The organism is Amycolatopsis sp. MEPSY49 (assembly GCF_051337345.1).
Taxonomy (GTDB): domain Bacteria; phylum Actinomycetota; class Actinomycetes; order Mycobacteriales; family Pseudonocardiaceae; genus Amycolatopsis.
This window is the reverse complement of the sequence record NZ_JBDLYJ010000027.1, coordinates 18446-38050: the sequence shown is the minus strand read 5'-3', so window position 1 is coordinate 38050 and position 19605 is coordinate 18446. Positions and strand designations below refer to the sequence as shown.

At 71.3% G+C, this 19605-nt stretch carries 19 protein-coding genes; 6 read left to right on the top strand and 13 right to left on the bottom strand.

The features are described 5' to 3' along the window. Positions 1-5: 5 nt before the first annotated feature. Complete coding sequence (locus ABFJ78_RS49755) at positions 6-626, top strand: ergot alkaloid biosynthesis protein (RefSeq protein ID WP_436394639.1); 621 nt, start codon at positions 6-8, stop codon at positions 624-626. Positions 627-758: 132 nt separating this feature from the next. Here the strand turns inward: ABFJ78_RS49755 and ABFJ78_RS49750 are convergent, their stop codons facing one another. Next, a complete protein-coding gene (locus ABFJ78_RS49750; protein WP_436394627.1) occupies positions 759-1415 on the bottom strand; it encodes a lipase family alpha/beta hydrolase in 657 nt (218 codons plus the stop codon). Between ABFJ78_RS49750 and ABFJ78_RS49745 the strand changes: the two genes are divergently transcribed. Continuing rightward, positions 1408-1824: a LysR substrate-binding domain-containing protein gene (locus tag ABFJ78_RS49745; RefSeq protein WP_436394626.1), complete on the top strand. Its 417-nt coding sequence runs from the start codon at positions 1408-1410 to the stop codon at positions 1822-1824. The two genes, ABFJ78_RS49750 and ABFJ78_RS49745, sit on opposite strands and share 8 nt — an antisense overlap. A 1-nt stretch (position 1825) precedes the next feature. Here ABFJ78_RS49745 and ABFJ78_RS49740 read toward each other — a convergent pair whose 3' ends face one another. Beyond that, positions 1826-2434 carry a TetR/AcrR family transcriptional regulator C-terminal domain-containing protein gene (locus ABFJ78_RS49740; RefSeq protein ID WP_436394625.1) on the bottom strand — a complete coding sequence of 203 codons (609 nt, stop codon included), beginning with the start codon at positions 2432-2434 and terminating at the stop codon, positions 1826-1828. A 104-nt stretch (positions 2435-2538) separates the two neighbouring features. Between ABFJ78_RS49740 and ABFJ78_RS49735 the strand changes: the two genes are divergently transcribed. Then, the gene (locus ABFJ78_RS49735) at positions 2539-3756 is read left to right on the top strand and encodes an FAD-dependent monooxygenase (protein WP_436394624.1); all 1218 of its coding nucleotides are present in this window, start codon (positions 2539-2541) and stop codon (positions 3754-3756) included. 5 nt (positions 3757-3761) lie between these two features. Continuing rightward, positions 3762-4952, top strand: coding sequence for an FAD-dependent monooxygenase (locus ABFJ78_RS49730; RefSeq protein WP_436394623.1), 1191 nt, complete (start codon positions 3762-3764; stop codon positions 4950-4952). Between the two features lie 26 nt (positions 4953-4978). On the opposite strand, the gene ABFJ78_RS49725 is transcribed toward ABFJ78_RS49730, so the two are convergent. From ABFJ78_RS49725 to ABFJ78_RS49700, 6 genes are all read right to left on the bottom strand, one after another. Next, positions 4979-6043 (bottom strand): zinc-dependent alcohol dehydrogenase, encoded by a 1065-nt coding sequence (locus ABFJ78_RS49725; RefSeq protein WP_436394622.1) that lies wholly within the window; start codon positions 6041-6043, stop codon positions 4979-4981. Beyond that, positions 6021-6509: a 2,4'-dihydroxyacetophenone dioxygenase family protein gene (locus ABFJ78_RS49720; RefSeq protein ID WP_436394621.1), complete on the bottom strand. Its 489-nt coding sequence runs from the start codon at positions 6507-6509 to the stop codon at positions 6021-6023. The genes ABFJ78_RS49725 and ABFJ78_RS49720 overlap by 23 nt, the downstream gene beginning before the upstream one ends. Positions 6510-6689: 180 nt before the next feature. Continuing rightward, complete coding sequence (locus ABFJ78_RS49715) at positions 6690-7481, bottom strand: enoyl-CoA hydratase/isomerase family protein (RefSeq protein WP_436394620.1); 792 nt, start codon at positions 7479-7481, stop codon at positions 6690-6692. Between the two features lie 33 nt (positions 7482-7514). Further along, positions 7515-8384, bottom strand: a complete 870-nt coding sequence (locus ABFJ78_RS49710) for an alpha/beta fold hydrolase (protein ID WP_436394619.1) — start codon at positions 8382-8384, stop codon at positions 7515-7517. After that, a complete protein-coding gene (locus ABFJ78_RS49705) occupies positions 8381-9628 on the bottom strand; it encodes an alpha-hydroxy acid oxidase (protein ID WP_436394618.1) in 1248 nt (415 codons plus the stop codon). Before ABFJ78_RS49705 ends, ABFJ78_RS49710 begins: the two co-directional genes overlap by 4 nt. A 30-nt stretch (positions 9629-9658) precedes the next feature. Next, positions 9659-11212 carry a class I adenylate-forming enzyme family protein gene (locus tag ABFJ78_RS49700; RefSeq protein WP_436394617.1) on the bottom strand — a complete coding sequence of 518 codons (1554 nt, stop codon included), beginning with the start codon at positions 11210-11212 and terminating at the stop codon, positions 9659-9661. 150 nt (positions 11213-11362) lie between these two features. On the opposite strand from ABFJ78_RS49700, the gene ABFJ78_RS49695 reads away from it, so the two are divergent. Continuing rightward, positions 11363-12523, top strand: coding sequence for a PucR family transcriptional regulator (locus tag ABFJ78_RS49695; RefSeq protein WP_436394616.1), 1161 nt, complete (start codon positions 11363-11365; stop codon positions 12521-12523). A 39-nt stretch (positions 12524-12562) separates the two neighbouring features. Here ABFJ78_RS49695 and ABFJ78_RS49690 read toward each other — a convergent pair whose 3' ends face one another. Genes ABFJ78_RS49690 through ABFJ78_RS49675 form a run of 4 tightly spaced genes read right to left on the bottom strand, consistent with a single transcriptional unit; the run spans position 12563 to position 15898 of the window. Continuing rightward, positions 12563-13915 (bottom strand): MFS transporter, encoded by a 1353-nt coding sequence (locus ABFJ78_RS49690; protein WP_436394615.1) that lies wholly within the window; start codon positions 13913-13915, stop codon positions 12563-12565. A 52-nt stretch (positions 13916-13967) separates the two neighbouring features. Then, complete coding sequence (locus ABFJ78_RS49685; RefSeq protein WP_436394614.1) at positions 13968-14951, bottom strand: quinone oxidoreductase family protein; 984 nt, start codon at positions 14949-14951, stop codon at positions 13968-13970. After that, positions 14948-15463, bottom strand: coding sequence for a VOC family protein (locus tag ABFJ78_RS49680; protein WP_436394613.1), 516 nt, complete (start codon positions 15461-15463; stop codon positions 14948-14950). Before ABFJ78_RS49680 ends, ABFJ78_RS49685 begins: the two co-directional genes overlap by 4 nt. Before the next feature lie 18 nt (positions 15464-15481). Next, positions 15482-15898, bottom strand: a complete 417-nt coding sequence (locus ABFJ78_RS49675) for a YybH family protein (protein ID WP_436394612.1) — start codon at positions 15896-15898, stop codon at positions 15482-15484. A gap of 159 nt (positions 15899-16057) precedes the next feature. Here ABFJ78_RS49675 and ABFJ78_RS49670 point away from each other — a divergent pair, with 159 nt between their 5' ends. Then, the gene (locus ABFJ78_RS49670) at positions 16058-17029 is read left to right on the top strand and encodes an NADPH:quinone reductase (RefSeq protein WP_436394611.1); all 972 of its coding nucleotides are present in this window, start codon (positions 16058-16060) and stop codon (positions 17027-17029) included. A 143-nt stretch (positions 17030-17172) separates the two neighbouring features. On the opposite strand, the gene ABFJ78_RS49665 is transcribed toward ABFJ78_RS49670, so the two are convergent. Further along, a complete protein-coding gene (locus ABFJ78_RS49665; protein ID WP_436394610.1) occupies positions 17173-19497 on the bottom strand; it encodes a beta-L-arabinofuranosidase domain-containing protein in 2325 nt (774 codons plus the stop codon). Positions 19498-19605: the final 108 nt, after the last annotated feature.

Below are 19605 nucleotides of genomic sequence, written 5' to 3'. Positions count from 1 at the left end.
TGCCCTTGGCCGAACCTTTCCTGCGCCGGGCCCGGCGGTCCGGCGTGCGCCGGCTCGTGCTTCTCGGTTCCGCCATCGTCCTGCCGAACGCGCCCAGCGCGCTGGAGCTGGCGGCACAGGTGCGGGCCGAGCCTGGCTGGGTGGTGCTGCGCGCCTCGGGGTTCATGCAGAACTTCTTGCGCCCGCACCCGCTGGGCGAACGCATCCACCGCCTCGGCGAGATCCGTACCGCAGCCGGCGACGGCAAGGTGGGGTGGATCGACGTCCGGGACATCGCGGCTGCCGCGGCGGCTTTGCTGGGGGACCCCGAAGTTCGTGTCGCGAGCGACGATTATCTGCTCACCGGGCCCGAAAGCCTGAGCTACGGTGACACCGCGGAAGCCATCACCGCCCACGCGGGCCGCCGGATCCGGGTGCGGCGGATCGAGCCGGCCGAGCAGGCCGAGGCGTACCGGGCCGCCGGCCTGCCCGCCGAGTTCGCCGCCGCCCTCGCGACCGTCGAGGACGGGATCCGGCGCGGGCGGGAGGACCGCGTCAGCACGGCGGTGCTCGACCTGACCGGCCGCCCGCCCCGCACCTTCGCGCGATTCGTCGCGGACCACGCGGACGAGTGGCGCGCGAAGTGATGACCGGGCCGGGTGCCCGGTGCCCCAGGTCAGCCCTGGCGCAAGGGGTAGGGCTTGAGCTCCGGTTCCCGTGCTGGGACTTCGGGGCGAGCGTGAGCTGCTGGGCGATCACCGCGCCCAGGGCCGCGTAGTTCACGGCGAACCGCAGCGGGTCCACGCCGGGCATGAAGAGTTTTCCGCAGACCGCGGGGTCGATCCGCCCCGGCGAGGCCGGGCCGCGGTGGTCGAGCGCGTCGAGCGCGAGCGCGTAGGCGACGGGGTCGTAAGTGCCCACGGCGAGGTGCTCCGACGCCAGGTCCGCGGGGCAATGTCCTGGAGGGCGACGTTGGTGATGGCGCCGCCTCCTCCGTGGAGCGAGGTGGTGCCGCTGTCGTCGAGGTTCGGCTGGACGAATTCGTCGGTGCGGGTGTAGATCTGCGTGTACGAGATGCCGGGGAACGTCTGCTGGTAGGAGTTCATCGCCCGGGTGTAGTTCGAGCCGTACCGCTGCTGCCACAGCGATTCCGAACAGCCCGGGACGCACATGGCGTCGATGACGACGCTGCCGTGGTTGGTGGCTCCGAGACCGACGTAGTCGTCGACGTCGTCGCGCAGGTCGGGCCAGAACCGGAGGGCGAAGCGCGGTTCGGTGCCGCCCTGGCTGTGGCCGATGACGTCGACCTTGCGGCCGCTCAGCTCGCGCACGCGCCGGATGGCGTTGACCGCGTACTCGGCCGAGACCTGAGTATCGGTCATCGCGTTGTCCGGCAGCGTCACCGAGCAGCGCGCCGACGTGGCCCTCATGCACATGCCGTTCAACTCCCTCGCCGGGTTCGACAGCGTCGAGCTGATGACGGAGGGACAGGTGGCGATCCTGTCCGCGCGGCACCCCCTGGCCGCGCGCAAGGTGTTGTCGCTTGCCGAGATTTCGGACGTCCCGGATCTTCCGCTCGCCCGGTGGCCCCGCCACGAAGGCTACCCGCCCGGTCCCGGCCCGGAGGTCCACGACCAGACGCAGCTGGCCCAGCTGATCGCGCTCGGCCGCACCATGACGGTCTTCCCCGAGTCCGCTCGCACCTGGCTCTGGGAGGAGCACGTCGCCGTCCCCCTGGGCGATGCTCCCGCGGTCACCACCCACATCGTCTGGCCGGCCCGCAGCCGCTCGCGCGCCCTGGCCGGCCTGGTCCGGACGGCCTCGCGGGTTCGCGGGCGCGGCTGACTCACGCGTCCGGTCGGACGGCGAGCCCGGCGAGGACGATGCCGAGATGCCGTTCGAACCGCCGGCCGCCGTCGTCGTGGCGGGGCCCGGCCTCCTTGACCAGTGAGGCGCCTTCACCGAGCCAGCCGTCGCGCTCGGCGGACTGGCGCCGCTCCTGCTCCTCGATGACGAAGCCGACGACGAACGCGGTGACCACGTCGACGGCGTCGTCGGCCTCGACGGGCTTCCAGCCGGCCGCGGTCCAGCGTTCCAGCAACGGCTCTTTCATGCGGACCACGTCCGGGTCGGTGATCCGGGTGCCGCTGAAGATGCGGGCCCCGTCGCGGTGGCGCAGGTACTCCGAGCGCAGGACGCGGGCGTAGGCGGTGAGGTCGGCGCGCCGGGCGTCGCCGGGCGGGAGCGCGGTGAGGGCGCCGCCCACGCGGCGCATGACGTCGGTGGCCATCTGGTCGAGCAGCTCCTGCTTGTCGCGCACATGCCAGTAGAGGGCGGGGGCGCCGACGTCCAACCGGGCGGCGAGCGCGCGGACGGTGAGGGCGTCCATGCCCTGGTCGTCGAGGAGTTCGAGCGCCGCCGTGACGATCCGCTCCCGGGTGATGCCCTTGGTCATGGTTGACACCTTAACTTAGTTCAGGCATGGTGAAAACGGTACTGAACTTAGTAAAGGAGTCGGGCCGGATCGACCGGCAGAACGTGATCGGAAAAGGGGAAACCATGCCGAAGAGGGCACTGGTGGTGGGGCTCGGCATCGCGGGGATGTCCGCGGCGATCGGGCTGCGCCAGGCCGGGTGGACGCCGGTGATCGTCGAACGAGCGGCCGAGCGCCGGACGGGGGGCTACTTCATCTTCATGTTCCCGGAGGGTGTGCAGGCCGCGGCCGACCTGGGCATCGCCGAGCACCTGCACACCCGCAACCCGGAATGGCGACCGGGCGGGAACTCGTGGTCGGTGGACCGCTGGGGGAGGCGGAAGCCGGTTCTGGGCTTGCTGGACGCGCCCAGCGGGCTGGCCGCGGTGCTGCGCGGCGACATCGAAGCCGCGTTGTGGCAGGGCATCACCGGCGACGGGACCGAGGACGCGGTCGAGGTGCGGTTCGCGACCACTCCGGTCGAGATCACCGAGGGCGCCGGCGGAGTGCAGGTCCTGCTCGAGGACGCCGGCACCGGGAAGCGGTACCGCGAGGACTTCGAGCTCGTGGTCGGCGCGGACGGGATGCGCTCGAGCGTGCGCCGGATGGTGTTCGGCCCGGACGAGGACTACCTGGCGAACTGGAAAGCGATGATCTGCGCGTTCCAGATGAAGGAGCAAGTACCCTCCTACGAGCCGGGCGACAGCATCATCGTCTCGCGCCCCAAGCGCGCGATGTGGGTGTTCGGGCTCGCCGACCACGCGCCCTGCGCGTGGCTGACCTACCGCACCGAGGACATCCCGGACCGGTTCGCCGGGCCGTCGGTCGAGCAGGTGCGCGCGGCCTTCTCCGGGCTGGAAGACGACCCCGTGGTGCGCCACGTCCTGGCCTCCCTCGACCAGGCGCCCGACCACGTGTTCGACTCGATCCACCAGGTGAAGATGCCTCGGTGGAGCAAGGGGCGGGTCGTGCTGGTGGGAGACGCGGCCTGGTGCATGAACACCTACTCGGCCATGGGCTCCTCGTCCTCGCTGCGCGGCGGCGCCGCACTGGGCGCGGCCCTGCGGGAGCACCCCGGCGACCTCGCCACCGCGCTGGACACCTGGGAGGCCGGACTGCGTCCCTACATCACCCGCCAGCGGCGCTCCGCACGGATCAAGCAACAGCGGTTCGTCCCGTCCAGCCGCCCGGCCGAGGTGCTGGTTTCGGCCGTTCTCGAGCTGATCCGCAAGGTCGTCCACCGCCGGCTGGCCGCGGAGTACACCGCGGCGACGGCTGCTGCCCCGGCCGGTGCGGGGCGGTGACGGCCATGGGGAAGAGGGCGCTGGTGGTCGGGCTCGGGATCGCGGGGATGTCCGCGGCGATCGGGCTGCGCCAGGCCGGGTGGACGCCGGTGATCGTCGAACGGGCGCCGGAACGGCGTACCGGGGGCTACTTCGTCGGGCTGTTCCCGGAGGGCCGGCAGGCGGCGGCCGACCTGGGCATCGCCGAGCACCTGCACACCCGCAACCCGGACCGGGCGGCCGGCGCGAATTCGTGGTCGCTGGATCGCCGCGGCAGGCGCAGCCCGGCTCTGGGATTCCTGGACCAGCCCGGCGAGCCCGCGGCGGTGCTGCGCGGAGACATCGAGGCCGCGCTGTGGCAGCACGTCACCGGCGTCGAGGTGCGGTTCGGGACCACTTCGGTCGAGATCACCGAAGGACCGGCCGAGGTGCAGGTCCTGCTCGAGAACGCCGGCGGGCGATACCGCGAGAGCTTCGACCTGGTCGTCGGCGCGGACGGGATGCGCTCGAGCGTGCGCCGGATCGTGTTCGGTCCGCACGAGGACTACCTGACCACGTGGAACGCGATGATCTGCGCCTTCCAGTTGAAGGAGCAGGTGCCTTCGTACGAGGCGAGTGACAGCATCATCAACGCGCGCGCGAAGCGGGCAGTGTGGGTGTTCGGACTCGCCGACCACGCGCCGACCGCGCTGCTGACCTACCGGACCAGGGACATCCAGGAGCAGTTCAGCGGGTCGCGGATCGAACGGCTGCGCTCGGTCTTCTCGGGCATGGACGATCCGGTGGTGCGGCACGTCCTGGACTCCCTGGAAGAGGCCCCCGAGCACCTGTTCGACTCGGTGCACCAGGTGAAGATGCCGCGGTGGAGCACGGGGCGGGTGGTGCTGGTGGGCGATGCGGCGTGGTGCCTGAACCTCTACTCGGGCATGGGTGCCACGTCCTCGCTGCGCGGCGGCGCCGCACTGGGCGCGGCCCTGCGGGAGTACCCCGACGACCTCGACGCCGCGCTGGACGCCTGGGAGGCCGGGCTGCGTCCGTTCATCACCAAGCACCAGCGCACCGCGCGGCTCAAGCAGCAGATGTTCGTCCCGTCCAGCCGGCGGGCCGAGGCACTGCGCGGGGTCCTCCTCGGCCTGGCCCGCCGGGTCCGTGGCCGCCGGCCGGCGACGGAGGCGGGCGGCCCGCAAACCCCGGCGCTGTCGGGCACGTCGCGGTGAACCCCGGAGAACCCCGGCCGGTCGCGTCATGGCCGGGGTTCTCCGGCCGCCCGCAGCAGCACCTTGATGGGTGCGTCGGCTGCCTGCGCGAGCTCGAACGCCTCCGCGACCGACTCCAGCGGCAGCACCGCGACGGGGAGCCGGGCGAGGCCGAGCCCGTCGCCGGCCAGGAGCGAGACCGCGTCGGCGAAGTCCCGGCGGGTGTACACCCGGGCGCCGATGATCCGCTGCTCGGCGAAGCAGACGGCCCGCAGGTCGACGGGCGGGGGCGTCTTGTAGACCGCCACCAGCACGATCGAGCCGGTCTCGCGCGCGGCGGCCGGGAGGACCGCGGCGACCGCGGGGTGGCCGGCCGCGTCGAACACGACGTCCGCGCCCTCGCCGTCGTTCGTCGAACGGAACCAGGCCACCGGGTCGACGTCGGGTGGCGCGAGCTCGAAGCCACCCTGTTCGGTCGTGGCCCGCCGGGCGGGTTTCGGCTCGACGACGACGACCCGCCTCGCACCGTTTCGCCGGGCGACCAGTGCGGTGAGGATGCCGATCGGCCCGCCGCCGAAGACGAGGACCGTCGCCCCGGCGACGGCCTCGGCCCGGCCGACCGCGTGCACGGCAACGGCGAGCGGCTCGGCCCACGCCGCGAGCCGCCCGTCGACCCGCGGGTCGACGGGCAGGACGCGGTCGGCGGGCACCGCGACGAGCTCGGCCAGTCCACCCGGTGCGTCGATTCCGTACAGCTCCAGGTCCCGGCACACGTGCCGGGCCCCGTCGCGGCAGGCCCGGCAGCGGCCGCAGGCGATCAGCGGCTCGACGGCCACCCGGGTGCCGGCGGGCGGGCCGCCGGCGGACGGCTGCTCGACCGTCCCGACGATCTCGTGCCCCAGGATCAGCGGCGCCTCGGCCCGGGGATGGGCGCCCGCGAGGATCGCCAGGTCGGTCCCGCAGATCCCGCCGTACTCGACGCGCACCAGGACATCGCCGTCCTGCACTACGGGACGCTCGACGTCGCGCACCGCCACCGCGCCCGGCCCGGTCCAGACCGCGGCACGCATCAGGGCCGGGCGCACCGGCTCAGCGCCGGAACTGGTCGGCATAGCCGGCTCCGAGGCCGTTGGCCGCGTAGTGGGCACGGCACATGTCCAGCTTGGTGAAGGCGTCCTCGTACCCGATCTGCACGCCGTCGTCGTCGAGGTAGATCATCGCGCCGCTGATGTTGAAGAAGGTGATCATCTCGGTGCAGTGCTCCGGCACCCGGAGGGTGTGGATCTCGCCGGGCGGCTCGTAGACGAAGCCGCCCTCGCGCGCGGTCCACTCGTGCTCGTCGTACTTCCACTCGCCCTTGAGCACGTAGCCGACGACGATGCCGGGATGGCGGTGCCGGGACACGATGCCCGCCCTGGTCACCTTGAGCAGGTTGCACCACTGGCCGGTCACGGTGTTGATGAAGAGGGGCCGGAAGAAGACCCCGGGTGCCTGGGGAACCCAGACCCGGTCGTCGTCCGGCAGGGCGTCGACGGCGATCTCGAGGGGGATGTCGGTCGAGACGGTGATCGGTTGCATGGCGGAACCTCCTGGTGTCGCGCGTCTTGGTTGGTTGACAGGGCGGCGAATGCCAACGTCTTGAATGAGTCATTCAGGTCTTCGGAGGTCCTGAATGACTCATTCGAGACCTTCGGGCAGGGCCGGGTTCCAGCACCCGGGCCAGCCCCACGCGTCGAACAACTTGCGACGCGAGACCTGCTAGTAGCGGTGGGAGCCGACGGCCCCGGGGAACTCCGGTTCGGACTTGCCGCGCACCGCGGCGATGCCCACCTCGGCGTCCGGGAGCGTCATGCTGTGCGCCTCCATGTAGAGCGAGTGCTCGAAGATCGCGATGTTGTGCAGGTACCAGTCGTTCAGCGCCGCCTTGGTGGCCTGGATGGCGAACTGCGGCCCCTTGGCGAGTCGCACCGCGATGTCGTTCGCGGTGGGCATCAGCTCCTCGTGGGGCACGCACTTGCCCACCAGGCCGATCTCGGCGGCCTCCTTGCCGTCGATCCGGTCGCACAGGAGCAGGTGGTACTTCGAGCGGGCCAGCCCGATCGCCAGCGGCCAGACCAGCGCGGCGTGGTCGCCGGCGACGAGACCCAGCTTGATGTGACCGTCCATGAGGACCGCCCGCTCGCTGGCGATGCTGATGTCGGCGAGCAGCGCGATGGCCAGGCCGCCGCCGACCGCGACCCCGTTGATCGCGGAGACGATCGGTTTCCGGCAGGCGATCATGTTGCGCACCAGCGCCCGGCCGTCGCGCGTGTCGACGCCCGCGGGACCGTTGCCCGCGTCGAGGTCGCCACCCGCGCTGAAGGCCCGGCCCGCCCCGGTGATCAGCGCGACGTTCATGTCGGGGTCGTCGTCGAACTCCCGCCAGATCCGGCCCTGCTCGCCGTGCCCGACCTCGCCGGACGCGTTCAGCTTCTCCGGCCGGTTCATGGTGATGCGCAGGACCCGGTCCGCGCCGGGCTCGACCTTGAGGAACTCGTAATCGTCGTACATCTGCTGCTTCCCTCATCGTCGGGGTGGAGGTGGTTACGGCGCGACCGCGGCGATCGTTTCGGCGAACACGGCGGGTGCTTCCACGGGCACGAAGTGACCGGCCCCCGGCACGGGCACCACCGTGACGTCCGAGAAGAACGCGTCGAGCCGGTCGGACCACGCGCGGGGGAAAAGCGGGTCGTGTTCCGGCCACAGGAAGGTCGTCGGGATGGCGAGCCGGTCGGCGGGATCCGGCTCGGTCTCGGCGAGCGCGCGGGCGACCATTCCGCTCCCGGCGCGGTACCAGCCGATCGACGCGACGAAGGCCCCGGGAGCGCCGTAGGCGGCGGCGAGGTGGTCGAGCCGCTCGTCTTCGACGGTGTAGTCCGGGCCGGACCAGTGCGACCAGAAGTGCTTCAGGTAGGCGCGGGCGCGGCCCACGTCGCCGTCGATCAGCTCGCGGGCGAGGTCGAGCTGGTGGAACGGCTGGTACCAGAACTCGCGAATCGGCTCTTCGGCGAGGACCCGCCGTCCGGCACCCGGCGCCGGCGGGGTGAGCACGAGGGCGCGCACCAGGTCCGGGCGGTCGACGGCGAGCTGCAGGCCGACGCGAGCGCCGATGTCGTACCCACCGACCACGGCCGCCGAGATCCCCAGCTCGTCGAGCAGCCCGGCCACGCTCGCCGCTTGGGCGGGGGCGCCGTAGCACTCGGCGGGATTCCGGTCGTGCTTGTCGGACTGCCCGAACCCCCGCAGGTCGGGCACGACGACGTCGTGGCCGAGGCCGGCGAGGCGGGCGGCCACCGCCGCGTGGTCGGTCCGGTCACCCGGCCAGCCGTGCACCAGCAGGACGGGAGACCCGGCCGGGTCGCCGTGCCGGTCGTAGGCGAGGCGGAAGCCGTCGGTGGGCCGGGACAACATCATCGTCCGGTCGATTCGTTCAGCGTGACGTGCCGGCCGGGCAGCTCGGCGATGTCCGCGACCCCGAGCAGGCGCAGGGTGCGGGTCAGCTCGGTGCGCAGGATGCTCAGCGCCCGGTCCACGCCGCGCTCCCCGCCCGCCATCAGCCCGTAGAGGTAGGCCCGGCCGACCAGGACGCCGCTCGCCCCGAGGGCGATCGCCGCGGCGATGTCCGCGCCGGACCGGACACCGCCGTCGACAAAGACCTCGGCGTGCTCGCCAACCGCCGCGCGGACTTCCGGCAGTACCCGCAACGGCGTCGCCGCCCGGTCCAGTTGCCGCCCGCCGTGGTTGGAGACGACCACGGCGTCGGCGCCGGCGTCGACCACCTTGCGGGCGTCCTCGACGGTCTGGATCCCTTTCACCACCAGCGAATGCGGCCAGGCCGCACGCAGCCAGTGGAGGTCGTCGATGCCCGTGCTGGGATCGAACAAGCTGTCGGCGAGCTCGGCGGCGGTGCCCTTCCAGGAGCCGAACGAGGCGAACTTCAGCGGGTCGGTGGTCAGCAGGTTCGCCCACCACCGCGGGTGGATCGCCATGTCGGCGAGCGTTCGGGGGCCGATCATCGGCGGGATGGTGAGTCCGTTGTGGACGTCCCGCAGCCGGGCGCCCGAAACCGGGGTGTCGACGGTCAGCACCAGGGTGTCGTAGCCGGCCGCCAGTGCCCGTTCGACGAGGCTTTCCCCCGCCGCCCGATCGCGCCAGAGGTACAGCTGGAACCATTTCCGGCCGGTGGGTTCGGCGGCGGCGAGTTCCTCGACGGAGGTGGTCCCCATTGTCGAGAGCGTGTAGGGGATGCCCGCCCGGGCGGCGGCGCGTGCCACGGCCGGCTCCCCTTCGTGGTGCATCATCCTGGTGTACCCCGTCGGCGCGAGCACGACGGGGAGCGCCGAGTTCTTGCCGAGCAGCACGCGGTCGAGCGCGACCTCGGATACGTCGCGCAACACCGCCGGGTGGAAGTGGACGTCCCGGTAGGCGGCCCGGGCCCGGGCCATGCTGACCTCCGACTCGGCGCCGCCGTCGACGTAGTCGAACACGGCGCGGGGAACGCGCCGCCGGGCGATCGCGCGGAGGTCCCCGAGCGTGTGAGCCCGGGCAAGGCGGCGCTCCGTCGTCGGCGGGGCGAAGGCGCGCGGATCGATCACCTCGGTCAGGTCGGACCACCGGGGACGACGGCGTCGCCGTCGGATCGGCTCGTCGGATGGCATGGTGTTCTCCTTCGGACTCTTGCGGCAGCGTCAGATCCGGCGGTCCACGCCACGCCAGTACGGCTCGCGCACCCGGTTCTTGAGCACCTTGCCGTTCGGGCTGCGCGGAAGTTCCTCGACGATGTCGATGCGCTTCGGAGCCCGGATCCCGCCCAGCCGTTCGCGGCACCAGCCGAGCAGTTCCTCCGGGGTGGCGTCGGCCCCTGTCCGCAGCTCGACCACGCCGGTCACCGCTTCGCCCCAGTCCGGATGCGGAATGCCGACGACGGCGCAGTCACCCACCGCCGGGTGGCTCCACAGGATCTGTTCCACCTCGCTCGGGTAGACGTTGAACCCACCCGAAATGATCATGTCCTTCTTTCGGTCGGTGATGTACAGGTAGCCGTCGCTGTCGAGGTGGCCGATGTCGCCGGTGTGCAGCCAGCCGTCGACCACCGTCTCGGCCGTCTGCTCGGGCTGGGCGTAGTAGCCCGCCATGACCGTGTCCCCCCGCACGCAGATCTCGCCCGCCGTCCCCCGGGGCACGACGTCGCCCTTGCCGTCGCGGATCTCGAAGGAGAGGAGCGGGGTCGGCCGGCCGCACGAAGCGAGCCGGGTCTCGTCGAGGCTGCCGTCCGCGTCGAAGAGTTCCGCGCAGCGCATCAGCGCGATCGTTCCCGGCGACTCCGTCTGACCGTACGCGGCCGTCAGCACCGGCCCGTAGACGTCGATGGCCTGCTTGAGCCGCTCCACCGACATCGGGGCGGAGGCGTAGATCAGGTAGCGCAGCGACGAAAAGTCGCGTTCCTGGCCCTCCAGGTGGTCGAGCCAGCGGTAGATCACCGTGGGGGGCAGGAACATCTCGGTGACCCCGTACTGCTCGATCACGTCGGCGAGCACCGTGGGATCGGCCTTTTCCAGGACCACGACCGTGCCGCCCCGTGCCGTCGCCGGCAAGCTGAGGAGCCCGCTGGTGTGCGTCATCGGCGCCGCCGCGAGGTTGACGATCGGCTGGCGGGCCTCGTAGTTCAGCAGCATCAGCAGGTGCGCGGTGGACGTGTGGAAGTTGCGGTGGCTGCTCATCACGCCCTTGGGCCTGCCCGTTGTCCCACCGGTCGGCGAAATCGCGACGATGTCGTCGATCGCGGTGGGCACCTCCGGGGGTTCGGCCGGGTAGGCGGCGCACCAGCGGTGCAGTTCGGGGGCGTCCGCCGTCTCCCGGTCGAGGCAGACGGCCAGTCGGAGATCGGGCGACTTGGCCCGCAGCGACTCCACCACGCCTGCCATGGACGAGTGGTAGAAGATGGCTTCGCAGTCGAAGGCCGCGGCGAGCTCCGCCGTCTCGTCCGGCGGCATGGCGGGGTTCAGCGGCACCCACACCATCCCGGCGCGCCAGCTTCCGAGCACGCAGATCCAGGCCTCCGGGTGGTTCGGCGACAGGACAGCGACTTTCGCGCCCGGCTTCAGCGCGGTGCTCAACCTCTGTGCCACCCGGCAGGACAGGGCAAAGGCCTCGCGGTAGGTCCACTGCCGGTCGGCCATGACGTAGGCCGGACCGTCCGGGTTCTGACGAAGCCCTCGATCGAAGAATTCGGTGATCCTCACACCTCACGTCCCTTCGCTGTGGCGGGGTGCGCTGTCGTTTCGATCGTCCAATGTGGCCGGCACCGCTGCTACGGCGAGCGCCCCAACCGTCGGCGGCGGCGATTGGACGCGGCTACAACGTCTGGCAGACTGCGGTGACAGGAGGCCGGAGTGAAGCAACCAGCATTGCGCGCCGATGTCGCCGCGCAATCGTTTCGCGACGCGGTGGCGAGGCTGATGGACGATGTCGGCGAACTCGTCGCGCGGACGGTAGAGAACGGCGACGAGCAACGGCCGCCGTACGCGGTGGTGCCGCGAAGTGCCATCGAGGTGTCGGTCCGGATGAACCTCGAGACCGTGCGCAACTCACTGCTCGCCGGCTCGCCCGTCGTCGACGACCGCGATGTGGAGGCACTGACCATCCGGGTCGACGAGCGCCTCGGACAGGGCCTCGGGGTCGAGGACGGGATCCAGGGCTGGCGCAAGTCCATCAGCGTCATCCAGGAACGCTTCCTCGAGATCGCCACCGAACAAGGCGTCGACGCCGTCGCGTCGCTCAACGCCGTTCGCGTGCTCTGGCAACTGAGCGACCTGATGACGAACCAGATGGCCGCGCTCTTCCGGAGCCGGCAGCTCACCGGCGCGCTGCGGCGCTCCCAGCTGCGCGCCGAGTTCCTCGAGAAGGTTCTCGCCGGGGGGTTGCCGGTTTCCGAGGTGCACGCGAGGGCGGAGGAGCTCGGCCTGGACACCACCATCGACTACCTGACGGTGAAAGCCGGCACCGCGCGGGGCGCGTCGGTGGAGGCTCTGCGACGTCGGCTGGAAACGCGGGCGGGCGACCTGGTCGTGGTCGCCGACGGGTATTGCTTCGGATTGCTGTCGGGTCCCATCGGCGTACTGGCACCCGAGGACGTCGTCGCGCTCGGTCCCGCGGCACCGTTGCCCGAGGTCGGGGCCTCGTTCGAGCTCGCGAAACGCATCCACGACTGGATGAGGCGGCACGGCGTTCGCGGCCGGCGCCGGATCGAGGACATCGGCTGGCGGCTCGCCGTGGACCGGGACGAGGCCGTCACGTCGCTCCTGCTTCGCCGCTACCGGGCGCCGCTCGACTCGATGGGCGAGTTCGGCGCGCTCATCTGGGGCAGCATCCGCGCCTACGTGAACGCGGACAAGAACGTGGCTCGCGCGGCCGAGGCACTGGTCGTCCACCAGAACACCCTGCGCTACCGGCTCGCGCGCTTCACCGAGATCACCGGGGCGAACCTGGATTCCACGGACACGTTGCTCGAAGTGGCCTGGGCTCTCGCCGCGGATCCGGACGAGGCCACCTGAACCGCCCGGTCGCCGACCGGACGGGCCAGGCGCCCGCCGTCACGACTGCGCGTCGTCGGCCCCGACGGCGACGGGCTGATCCGTCGCGGCGGCCACCCTCGCCTGTTTCGTGCGCCGGACGATCGCCGCGGCGCACCAGCCGGACAGCAGGACGACCACCGAGACGCCGATGCTGAGCAGCGTCGAGCCATTCGGCAACGTCGCGACCAGGGTGGCGACGAACGGCGTCAGACCGCCGACGACGACCCCGAGCTGCATTCCCAGCGACACGCCCGAATAGCTGACCTTCGTGGCGAAGGCCTCGGCGAGCATCACGGGGTACACACCGGTGATGACGGCCCAGCCGATGCCGAAGAGCAGCAGGTAAGCGCCGATCACCAGCGCGGGGGAGCCACTCCCGATCATGGGAAAGAAGAACAGCACCGAGATCGCGATGATCACCGCGCCGGCGAGATAGGTGGGCAGCCTGCCGAACCGGTCGGACAGGGCGCCCGCGGCGGGGACGAGGGCGAGGTGCAGCACACCGCTGAGGATGATCCCGGACAGCACCAGCGAGGAGGGGACCCCGTGCTCGCGTGCGTAGGCCAGGCTGTAGACGACGGTGATGTACGAGGCCACCGCCTGGCCCGTCTGCACGCCGCCGGCGAGCAGGATCTGGACCGGGTGAGTGCGGACGACCTCGCGCAGCGGCGAGGCCGGCACCTGGTCGTTCGCCTTGTTCCGCACGAAGTCCGGGGTTTCGGCCAGTCCGGACCGGATCAGGAGTCCGACGAGGACCAGGAGACCGCCCGCCCAGAACGGGATGCGCCAGCCCCACGCCTGCAGCGCCGCGGGGTCCATCGTGTTGCTGACGGCGAGGAACGCGAGGTTGCCGAGGACCAGGCCGACGGACACGCCGGCGCCGGGCAGGGACGCGAACAGCCCCCGGCGCCCTTCGGTGGCGTGCTCGGCGACGAGCAGGACCGCCCCGGCTTGTTCGCCGGCGAAGGCGAACCCCTGAGCGAGCCGGAGCAGGACGAGCAGCGCCGCTCCCCAGTAGCCGATCGAGCCGTGTCCGGGCAGGCAGCCGATCAGGACGGTCGACACGCCCATGATGAGCATCGTCATGACGAGGACGTTCTTCCGCCCGAGCCGGTCACCGAGGTGGCCGAAGACGATCCCGCCGAGCGGGCGGGCGAGGAAGCCGACGCCGAAGGTGCCGAACGACGCCAGCATCCCCAGCGTCGGATCGACGGAGGGGAAGAAGACCGGGCCGAAGACCAGGGCCGCGGCCAGCCCGTAGATCGCGAAGTCGTAGTACTCGAGGATCGACCCACCCAGGCTCGCGGCGGCCGCCCGCCGCGTTTGCCGCGGAGCCGGGGCGGGGGAGGTTCCTCGCTGATCTGTTGTCATGTCCGTACTCCTTTGTGCGGATGGGCGGAGGCCGTGCCGGACGGCCTCGGAACTACTGGTTCCCGGCGGTGACCCGGATGACGACCTTCCCGACGACGGTGCCGGTGGACAGGAAGCCCTGCGCCGCCTCGGTCTGCTGCCAGGGGACGACCCGGTCGATGACCGGGCGGAGGGTCGTGAGGTCCAGGTCGCGGACCTGCTGGTAGAGCTCGGCCAGTTCGGCCGGGGTGCGGGTGCGGAACGTGACCCCGCGGAGGGTGAGCTGCTTCAGCGAGAACGCCTCCAGATCCGCCGTCGCCTCCGCACCCGCGGCCCGCCCGACGTTGACGATCCGCCCTTGGGTCGCCGCCGCGGCGACCAGGTCCGGGAAGTAGCTCCCGCCGACGTGGTCGATGGCGACGTCGGCGCCCGTCCCTCCGGTCGCGTCGAGCACGCGGTCCGCGAAGCCGGGCCCCGCGCTGTGCACGACGAGGTCGGCACCGAGGCGGCGCAGGACGTCGTCCGCGCGGTCCGAGCGCGCCACGGCGATGATCCGGCCGGCCCCGAGGTGCCGGGCGAGCTGTACGCCCTGCAGGCCCATACCCGAGGTGGCCCCGGTGATGACGACGTTCTCGCCGGCACGCAGCCCGCCGGCCGCGGTCACCGCGCTGCATTCGGTCAGCAGGCCGACGATCGCCGCCGCGCCCTCCTCGTCGGACCACTCCGGCGGGACCGGGACGGTGAACCGCGCGTCGGTGACGACCTGCTCGGCCAGGCTGCTGGGCACCATGGCCATCACCCGGTCACCGACCCGCACGCCGGTGACGCCGGCGCCGACCTCGGTGACCTCCCCGGCGGCGTCCAGGCCCGCCACCCACGCGACGCCGTCCGCCGGGGGCTTGCCGTACCCGCCCCGAGGCACGAACTGGTCGGCGTAGTTGACGGAGACGGCGCGGACGGAGACCCGGACCTGGCCGTGGCCGAGCTTCGGTTCGGGGACGTCGCCGAGGGCCAGCGTCGCGCCGTCGGCGTGCCGGTGGATCAGTACGGCCTTCACCGCGGCGTCCCGGTGACCTCGGCCAGGAGGGCCGCCAGGTCGCGGACGGGCTCGGTGCCGTCCCAGCCGTCGGCGGCCTGCGCGATTGCGTCGAACAGCGCGCGCTTGCCGGCCCCCCGTTCGGAGATCTCGATGGCGGTGCCGTCGGTGGCTCCGCGGTCGAAGTAGGCGAACCGGCTGTCGGGCTCGCCGGGGAGCGACGTGCCGCGGTGGAGCTCGACGTACCCGCGGGCCAGCGCGGCCGCCACGCCGGCGTCGAAGTGTTCGGTCCAGAAAGCGACGTGGTGCAGGCCCTCGCCGTACTTGCCGACGAAGGTGTGGAAGAACGACGGCGAGTCGTCGCGCAGCTGGACGAGCTCGACCTGCACGCCACCGGACTGCGCCAGCGCGCCGCTGTTCTCCAGGTGGTAGAACGGCCCCACGCCCGGGCCTTCGAGCCAGTGGCGCATGGCCGCGTGGATGTCCGTGACGATGTAGCCGAGTTGCCGGATCGGGCCGAAGGGCGTGGTCATGGGTCTCCTCAGCGCGGGTCAGATGATCGGGTTGACGAGCCGGTGGGTGAGTATCCAGCGGCCGCCCGGCCCGCGGCGCACCGTGTCGGTGAACTCACCGACACTCAGCCGTCCTTCCGAGCGGAAGGTCACCACCTTGGAGCGGCAGGTCGCCGTGTCCGGCCCTGCCGGCTGGACGGTCATGGTGGACAGGTGATGGCTCAACGCGGGGTCGGCCGAGTTCTCGAGCGTGCCGACGAGCTCCGCCAGGCTGTGGAGGTGCGTCTTCCCGGGGTTCTCGTACTGGACGTCGTCGGCCAGCAGTCCGCTCAGCCGTTCGGCATAGCCGCCGCCGCTGTCGAAGGCGAACGCGATCTCGGCGACGAGGTGCTGGATGGCGAGGATTTCGCGCTCGGTCAGGGGATCGGCGACGACCGGGTGGTGAGTGCTGCTCACAGTGGCTCCTGCTGACCTCGTGGGCTGATCGGTTCTGCTCATCCGGTATGACGGTGCTCACTCTTGGCCACTGCGGCAGACAGGGGTATGGCGGTGCGACCAACGCCGCCGCGACGAGGTTGTGCCGCGCTCCAATCAGGACCGGGCACCATGGAGTGCATGAGAGCAGCGATTTATCGGACCACCGGGCCGGCCCGGGACGTGCTCGAACTCGTCGAGCTGGCGGTGCCCGCGCCCCAGGCGGGAGAGGTGCGCGTCGCGATCTCGGCCTCCGGCGTGAACCCCACGGACTGGAAGGCCCGCGCCGGGTTGACCGGCCGCGCTCCCGACGATTTCCAGGTGCCGCACCACGACGGCGTCGGCCGGGTGGATGCCATCGGTCCGGGAGTCACCGGGCTCACCGTCGGCCAGCGCGTGTGGCTCTACCTCGCCGCGGCCGAGAACCGGTACGGCACGGCCGCGGAGTTCGCGGTGGTGCCGGCCCACAAGGTGGTCCCGCTCGCCGACAACGCCTCGGACGAGCTCGGCGCCTGCCTCGGCGTGCCTGCGCTCACTGCGGCGTATTGCCTCGGTGGTGATCCCAGCGCGGTCCACGGGCGGACAGTCCTGGTCGCGGGCGGTGCGGGAGCCGTCGGGCACTTCGCCATCGAGTTCGCGAAGCACGCGGGGGCCCAGGTGATCACCACGGTCAGCTCCGAGGAGAAGGCCGAGCTGGCGCGTGCCGCGGGAGCCGACCTCGTGCTGAACTACCGCGAGGAGAACGTCGCGAAAAGGATCCTGGAATCCGTCGGGCAGGTCGATCGAGTCGTCGAAGTCGCGCTGGGGGCGAACATCGACACCGACGCCGCCGTTCTCGCGCCCAACGCCACGATCGCGGTGTACGCCGGGGAGGCCGAACAGCCCCGGATCCCGATCCTGCCGCTGGCGGTCGCGAACGCGACAATCCGGTTCGCGCTGATGTACACCGTCTCCGCCGACGATTTCCAGCGGTTGTTGTCGTGGACGACTGCCGCCATCGAGGCGGACGCATTGTCCGCGCTGCCCGTCTCCGACTACGGACTCGAAGAAATAGTCGCCGCGCAGGAGGCCGTGGAGAAGGGCGCGGTCGGGAAGGTGCTCGTCCGCCCCTGAGCGCCGGACCCGGCTCGGCGCCACCGCGAGCCGCGGTGGTCGCCGGGCGGGCACGTCTGTCCACAGTGGAGTTCCGGGCTGGGGGCGCGAGCCGCCCCGGCCGGTCCGGCTCGGCTTGTCTGCGATCCCCTCGCTGATGCGGCTTAGCCGTTGCGCACGATCCGCCAGCGGTTGGCCGCCGCGCCGTTGTCGGGGCCTTGGACGGCGAACGCGCCGGTGGCCGTCGAGTTGTTCTCGATGGTCAGCAGCTTGCCGCTGTTGGCGTTGCGGATCTTCGCCGTCCCGTCGCCCTGGTCGACGACGGTCCACCGGTGGTCGGCCGTGCCGTTGTCCGACCACTGCAGGACGCGGGCGTTGTCCGCCGTCGACATGTCCAGGACGCCGAGGACCTTGCCGCTGTTGGCGTTGCGGAACCGGACGGCGGTCCCGTCCGTCACGATCTCCCAGTTGTGGTCCGCCGTGCCGCTGTCCGACCACTGCAGCGCGCGGCCGCCGTCGGCGGTGGACATGTTCTCGATGCCCAGCACCAGCCCGCTGCCCACGTTGACCAGCCGGCTCGTCGTCCCGCCGGAGCCACCCCCGGTGTTCCAGTAGACCGTGTAGTCGAAGCCCTGCGCGTCGTGGAACGGGACCAGGTTGACCGACGAGCCGTTGGCCTTCGCGCTGAAGGCGAGCGCGGTCGTGCTCGTCCGCGTGACCGAGTTCGGGTCGAGCGAGGGCAGTGCGCCGAGTGTGCTGCTGCCGTAGTTGCCGGCCAGGACCACCGGGCCGTAGGTGACCGCGGCGACGTTCGCGTTGTCGTTGGCCGCCTTGAGGACGACCTTCATGGGCAGCCGGACGGTGACTGTGTCCCCGGAGGCCCACGATCGCGACAGAGTGGCATAGCTGCCGGGGGTGGTGGTGACGTTCTGCGCGACGCCGTTGACGCTGATGGTCGCCCCGGTCGCCCAGCCCGGGATGCGCAGGCGCATGGCCCAGGTCCCGCTCACGCTCCCGGTGACCGTCAGCGTGGTGGTGTCACCGGCCGGGTAGGACGTCGTCTGGGTGACGGTGATGCCGCGCTGGGTCCAGGTGAGCACCGAAGGCAGGAACAGGTTCACGATCAGCGTCGTGTCGCTGTGGAAGTAGATCGAATCCGCCAGCTTCGTCTGGGTTTCCAGCCCAGTGCCCTGGCAGCACCAGAACGAGTTGTAGTCGGTGCTCCACGTGCCGCCGCCCCACGCCGGGCCGAGACCGCGCCGTCCGCCCGGGTTGAGCGAGCTGAAGTAGGTGATGTGGCCGTGGCTGTCGGCCGGGTTCTGCTGGCCGATCATCTGGTTGAGCAGCGCCCGCTCGTAGTAGTCGGCCAGGTCGGCCCGGTCCGGGTAGAGCGTGAACAGCTCCCTGGTCAGCTTGAGCATGTTGTAGGTGTTGCAGCTCTCGCACGTGTCCTGGTTGAGGTACCCGGCGATGGCGTTGGGTGCGCGGAAGTGCTCGGCCTGGCTGTTGCCGCCGATGGCGTAGGTGTGCGCGCCGACGGTGATGTTCCACGCGTTGGTGGCGATGTCGCGGTAGCGCGTGGTGCCGGTCGCCTTGTACTCCCGCGCGGCGCCGGTCCACTTGGGGATCTGGGTGTTGGCGTGCAGGCCGTTGAGCTGATCCCGGTTCGCCGCCAGCGGGTCGAAGACGGCGGCGTGGTCGAACCGCTGCGCGACGGTGAGCCATCGGGCGTCACCGGTGTACTGGTAGAGGTCGGACAGCACCGCGTTCATGCCGCCGAACTCCGTGCCCAGCACGGATTGCTGCTGCGCGTAGCTGAGCCGCCCGGTCCGCCGGTCGACCCAGCCCGCCAGGTTCAGCAGCACGTCACGGGCCTGCGTGCTGTCGACGTACCGCCAGACGTCGAGCAGGCCCGCCATGGTCTTGTGGACGCAGTAGTACGGCACGTTGCCGTTGGTCAGGCGTCCGGCCTCGAGGTTGTCGAAGTCCGACTCGGGGAAGCCGGACAGGTACCCGGCGGTGAACCCGGCGGCGCTGTTGTTGGCCTGGCACTTGGCCAGTTCGGCGACCATGGAGATGGCCTTGTCCCGGCACGCAGTGTCTCCGGTGACCGCCCACAGCTGCGCCCACGCCGTGAGGAAGTGCCCCTGCACATGGCTGCGGAACGGGAAGTTCGGCGCGTCCCAGCCGCCGTTGGTGGCGGCGCCGCCGGTGGACAGCCGGTGGTTGGCCCGGAAGTTGTAGAGCAATCGGCCGACGTCGACGAACCGCAGGTAGTTCTGCGTCCGGTTCTGGTTGTCCAGCCACCGGCTCGCCGTCAGCCGCACCTGGCCGAGGTCGAACGGGAACGCGGACACGCCGACGTCCGACCGGACCGGTCCGGTGGCGGCGCCGGCGGGCGCCCACCCGAAGGCGGATCCGGCCGCGGAAGCGAGGGCGCCGACGCCGGCGGCTTGCAGCAACCGCCGCCGGGTGAAGGGTGAGGTCACCGGGTTCTCCGTTCGTCCAGCATGGGAACGGAGGGGAACGTTAGCGCTAACATCGAGGCCTGTCACGTACTCCGTGGCCGGCTTGGGCCCTGCGGGCCGACGATGACC

Bases quoted from the DNA above. Each gene is read 5' to 3' on its own strand.
- ABFJ78_RS49745 (WP_436394626.1), top strand. From the start codon at position 1,408: ATGCACATGCCGTTCAACTCCCTCGCCGGGTTCGACAGCGTCGAGCTG.
- ABFJ78_RS49750 (WP_436394627.1), bottom strand. From the start codon at position 1,415: ATGTGCATGAGGGCCACGTCGGCGCGCTGCTCGGTGACGCTGCCGGAC.
- ABFJ78_RS49740 (WP_436394625.1), bottom strand. From the start codon at position 2,434: ATGACCAAGGGCATCACCCGGGAGCGGATCGTCACGGCGGCGCTCGAA.
- ABFJ78_RS49735 (WP_436394624.1), top strand. From the start codon at position 2,539: ATGCCGAAGAGGGCACTGGTGGTGGGGCTCGGCATCGCGGGGATGTCC.
- ABFJ78_RS49730 (WP_436394623.1), top strand. From the start codon at position 3,762: ATGGGGAAGAGGGCGCTGGTGGTCGGGCTCGGGATCGCGGGGATGTCC.
- ABFJ78_RS49725 (WP_436394622.1), bottom strand. From the start codon at position 6,043: ATGCCGACCAGTTCCGGCGCTGAGCCGGTGCGCCCGGCCCTGATGCGT.
- ABFJ78_RS49720 (WP_436394621.1), bottom strand. From the start codon at position 6,509: ATGCAACCGATCACCGTCTCGACCGACATCCCCCTCGAGATCGCCGTC.
- ABFJ78_RS49715 (WP_436394620.1), bottom strand. From the start codon at position 7,481: ATGTACGACGATTACGAGTTCCTCAAGGTCGAGCCCGGCGCGGACCGG.
- ABFJ78_RS49710 (WP_436394619.1), bottom strand. From the start codon at position 8,384: ATGATGTTGTCCCGGCCCACCGACGGCTTCCGCCTCGCCTACGACCGG.
- ABFJ78_RS49705 (WP_436394618.1), bottom strand. From the start codon at position 9,628: ATGCCATCCGACGAGCCGATCCGACGGCGACGCCGTCGTCCCCGGTGG.
- ABFJ78_RS49690 (WP_436394615.1), bottom strand. From the start codon at position 13,915: ATGACAACAGATCAGCGAGGAACCTCCCCCGCCCCGGCTCCGCGGCAA.
- ABFJ78_RS49680 (WP_436394613.1), bottom strand. From the start codon at position 15,463: ATGACCACGCCCTTCGGCCCGATCCGGCAACTCGGCTACATCGTCACG.
- ABFJ78_RS49670 (WP_436394611.1), top strand. From the start codon at position 16,058: ATGAGAGCAGCGATTTATCGGACCACCGGGCCGGCCCGGGACGTGCTC.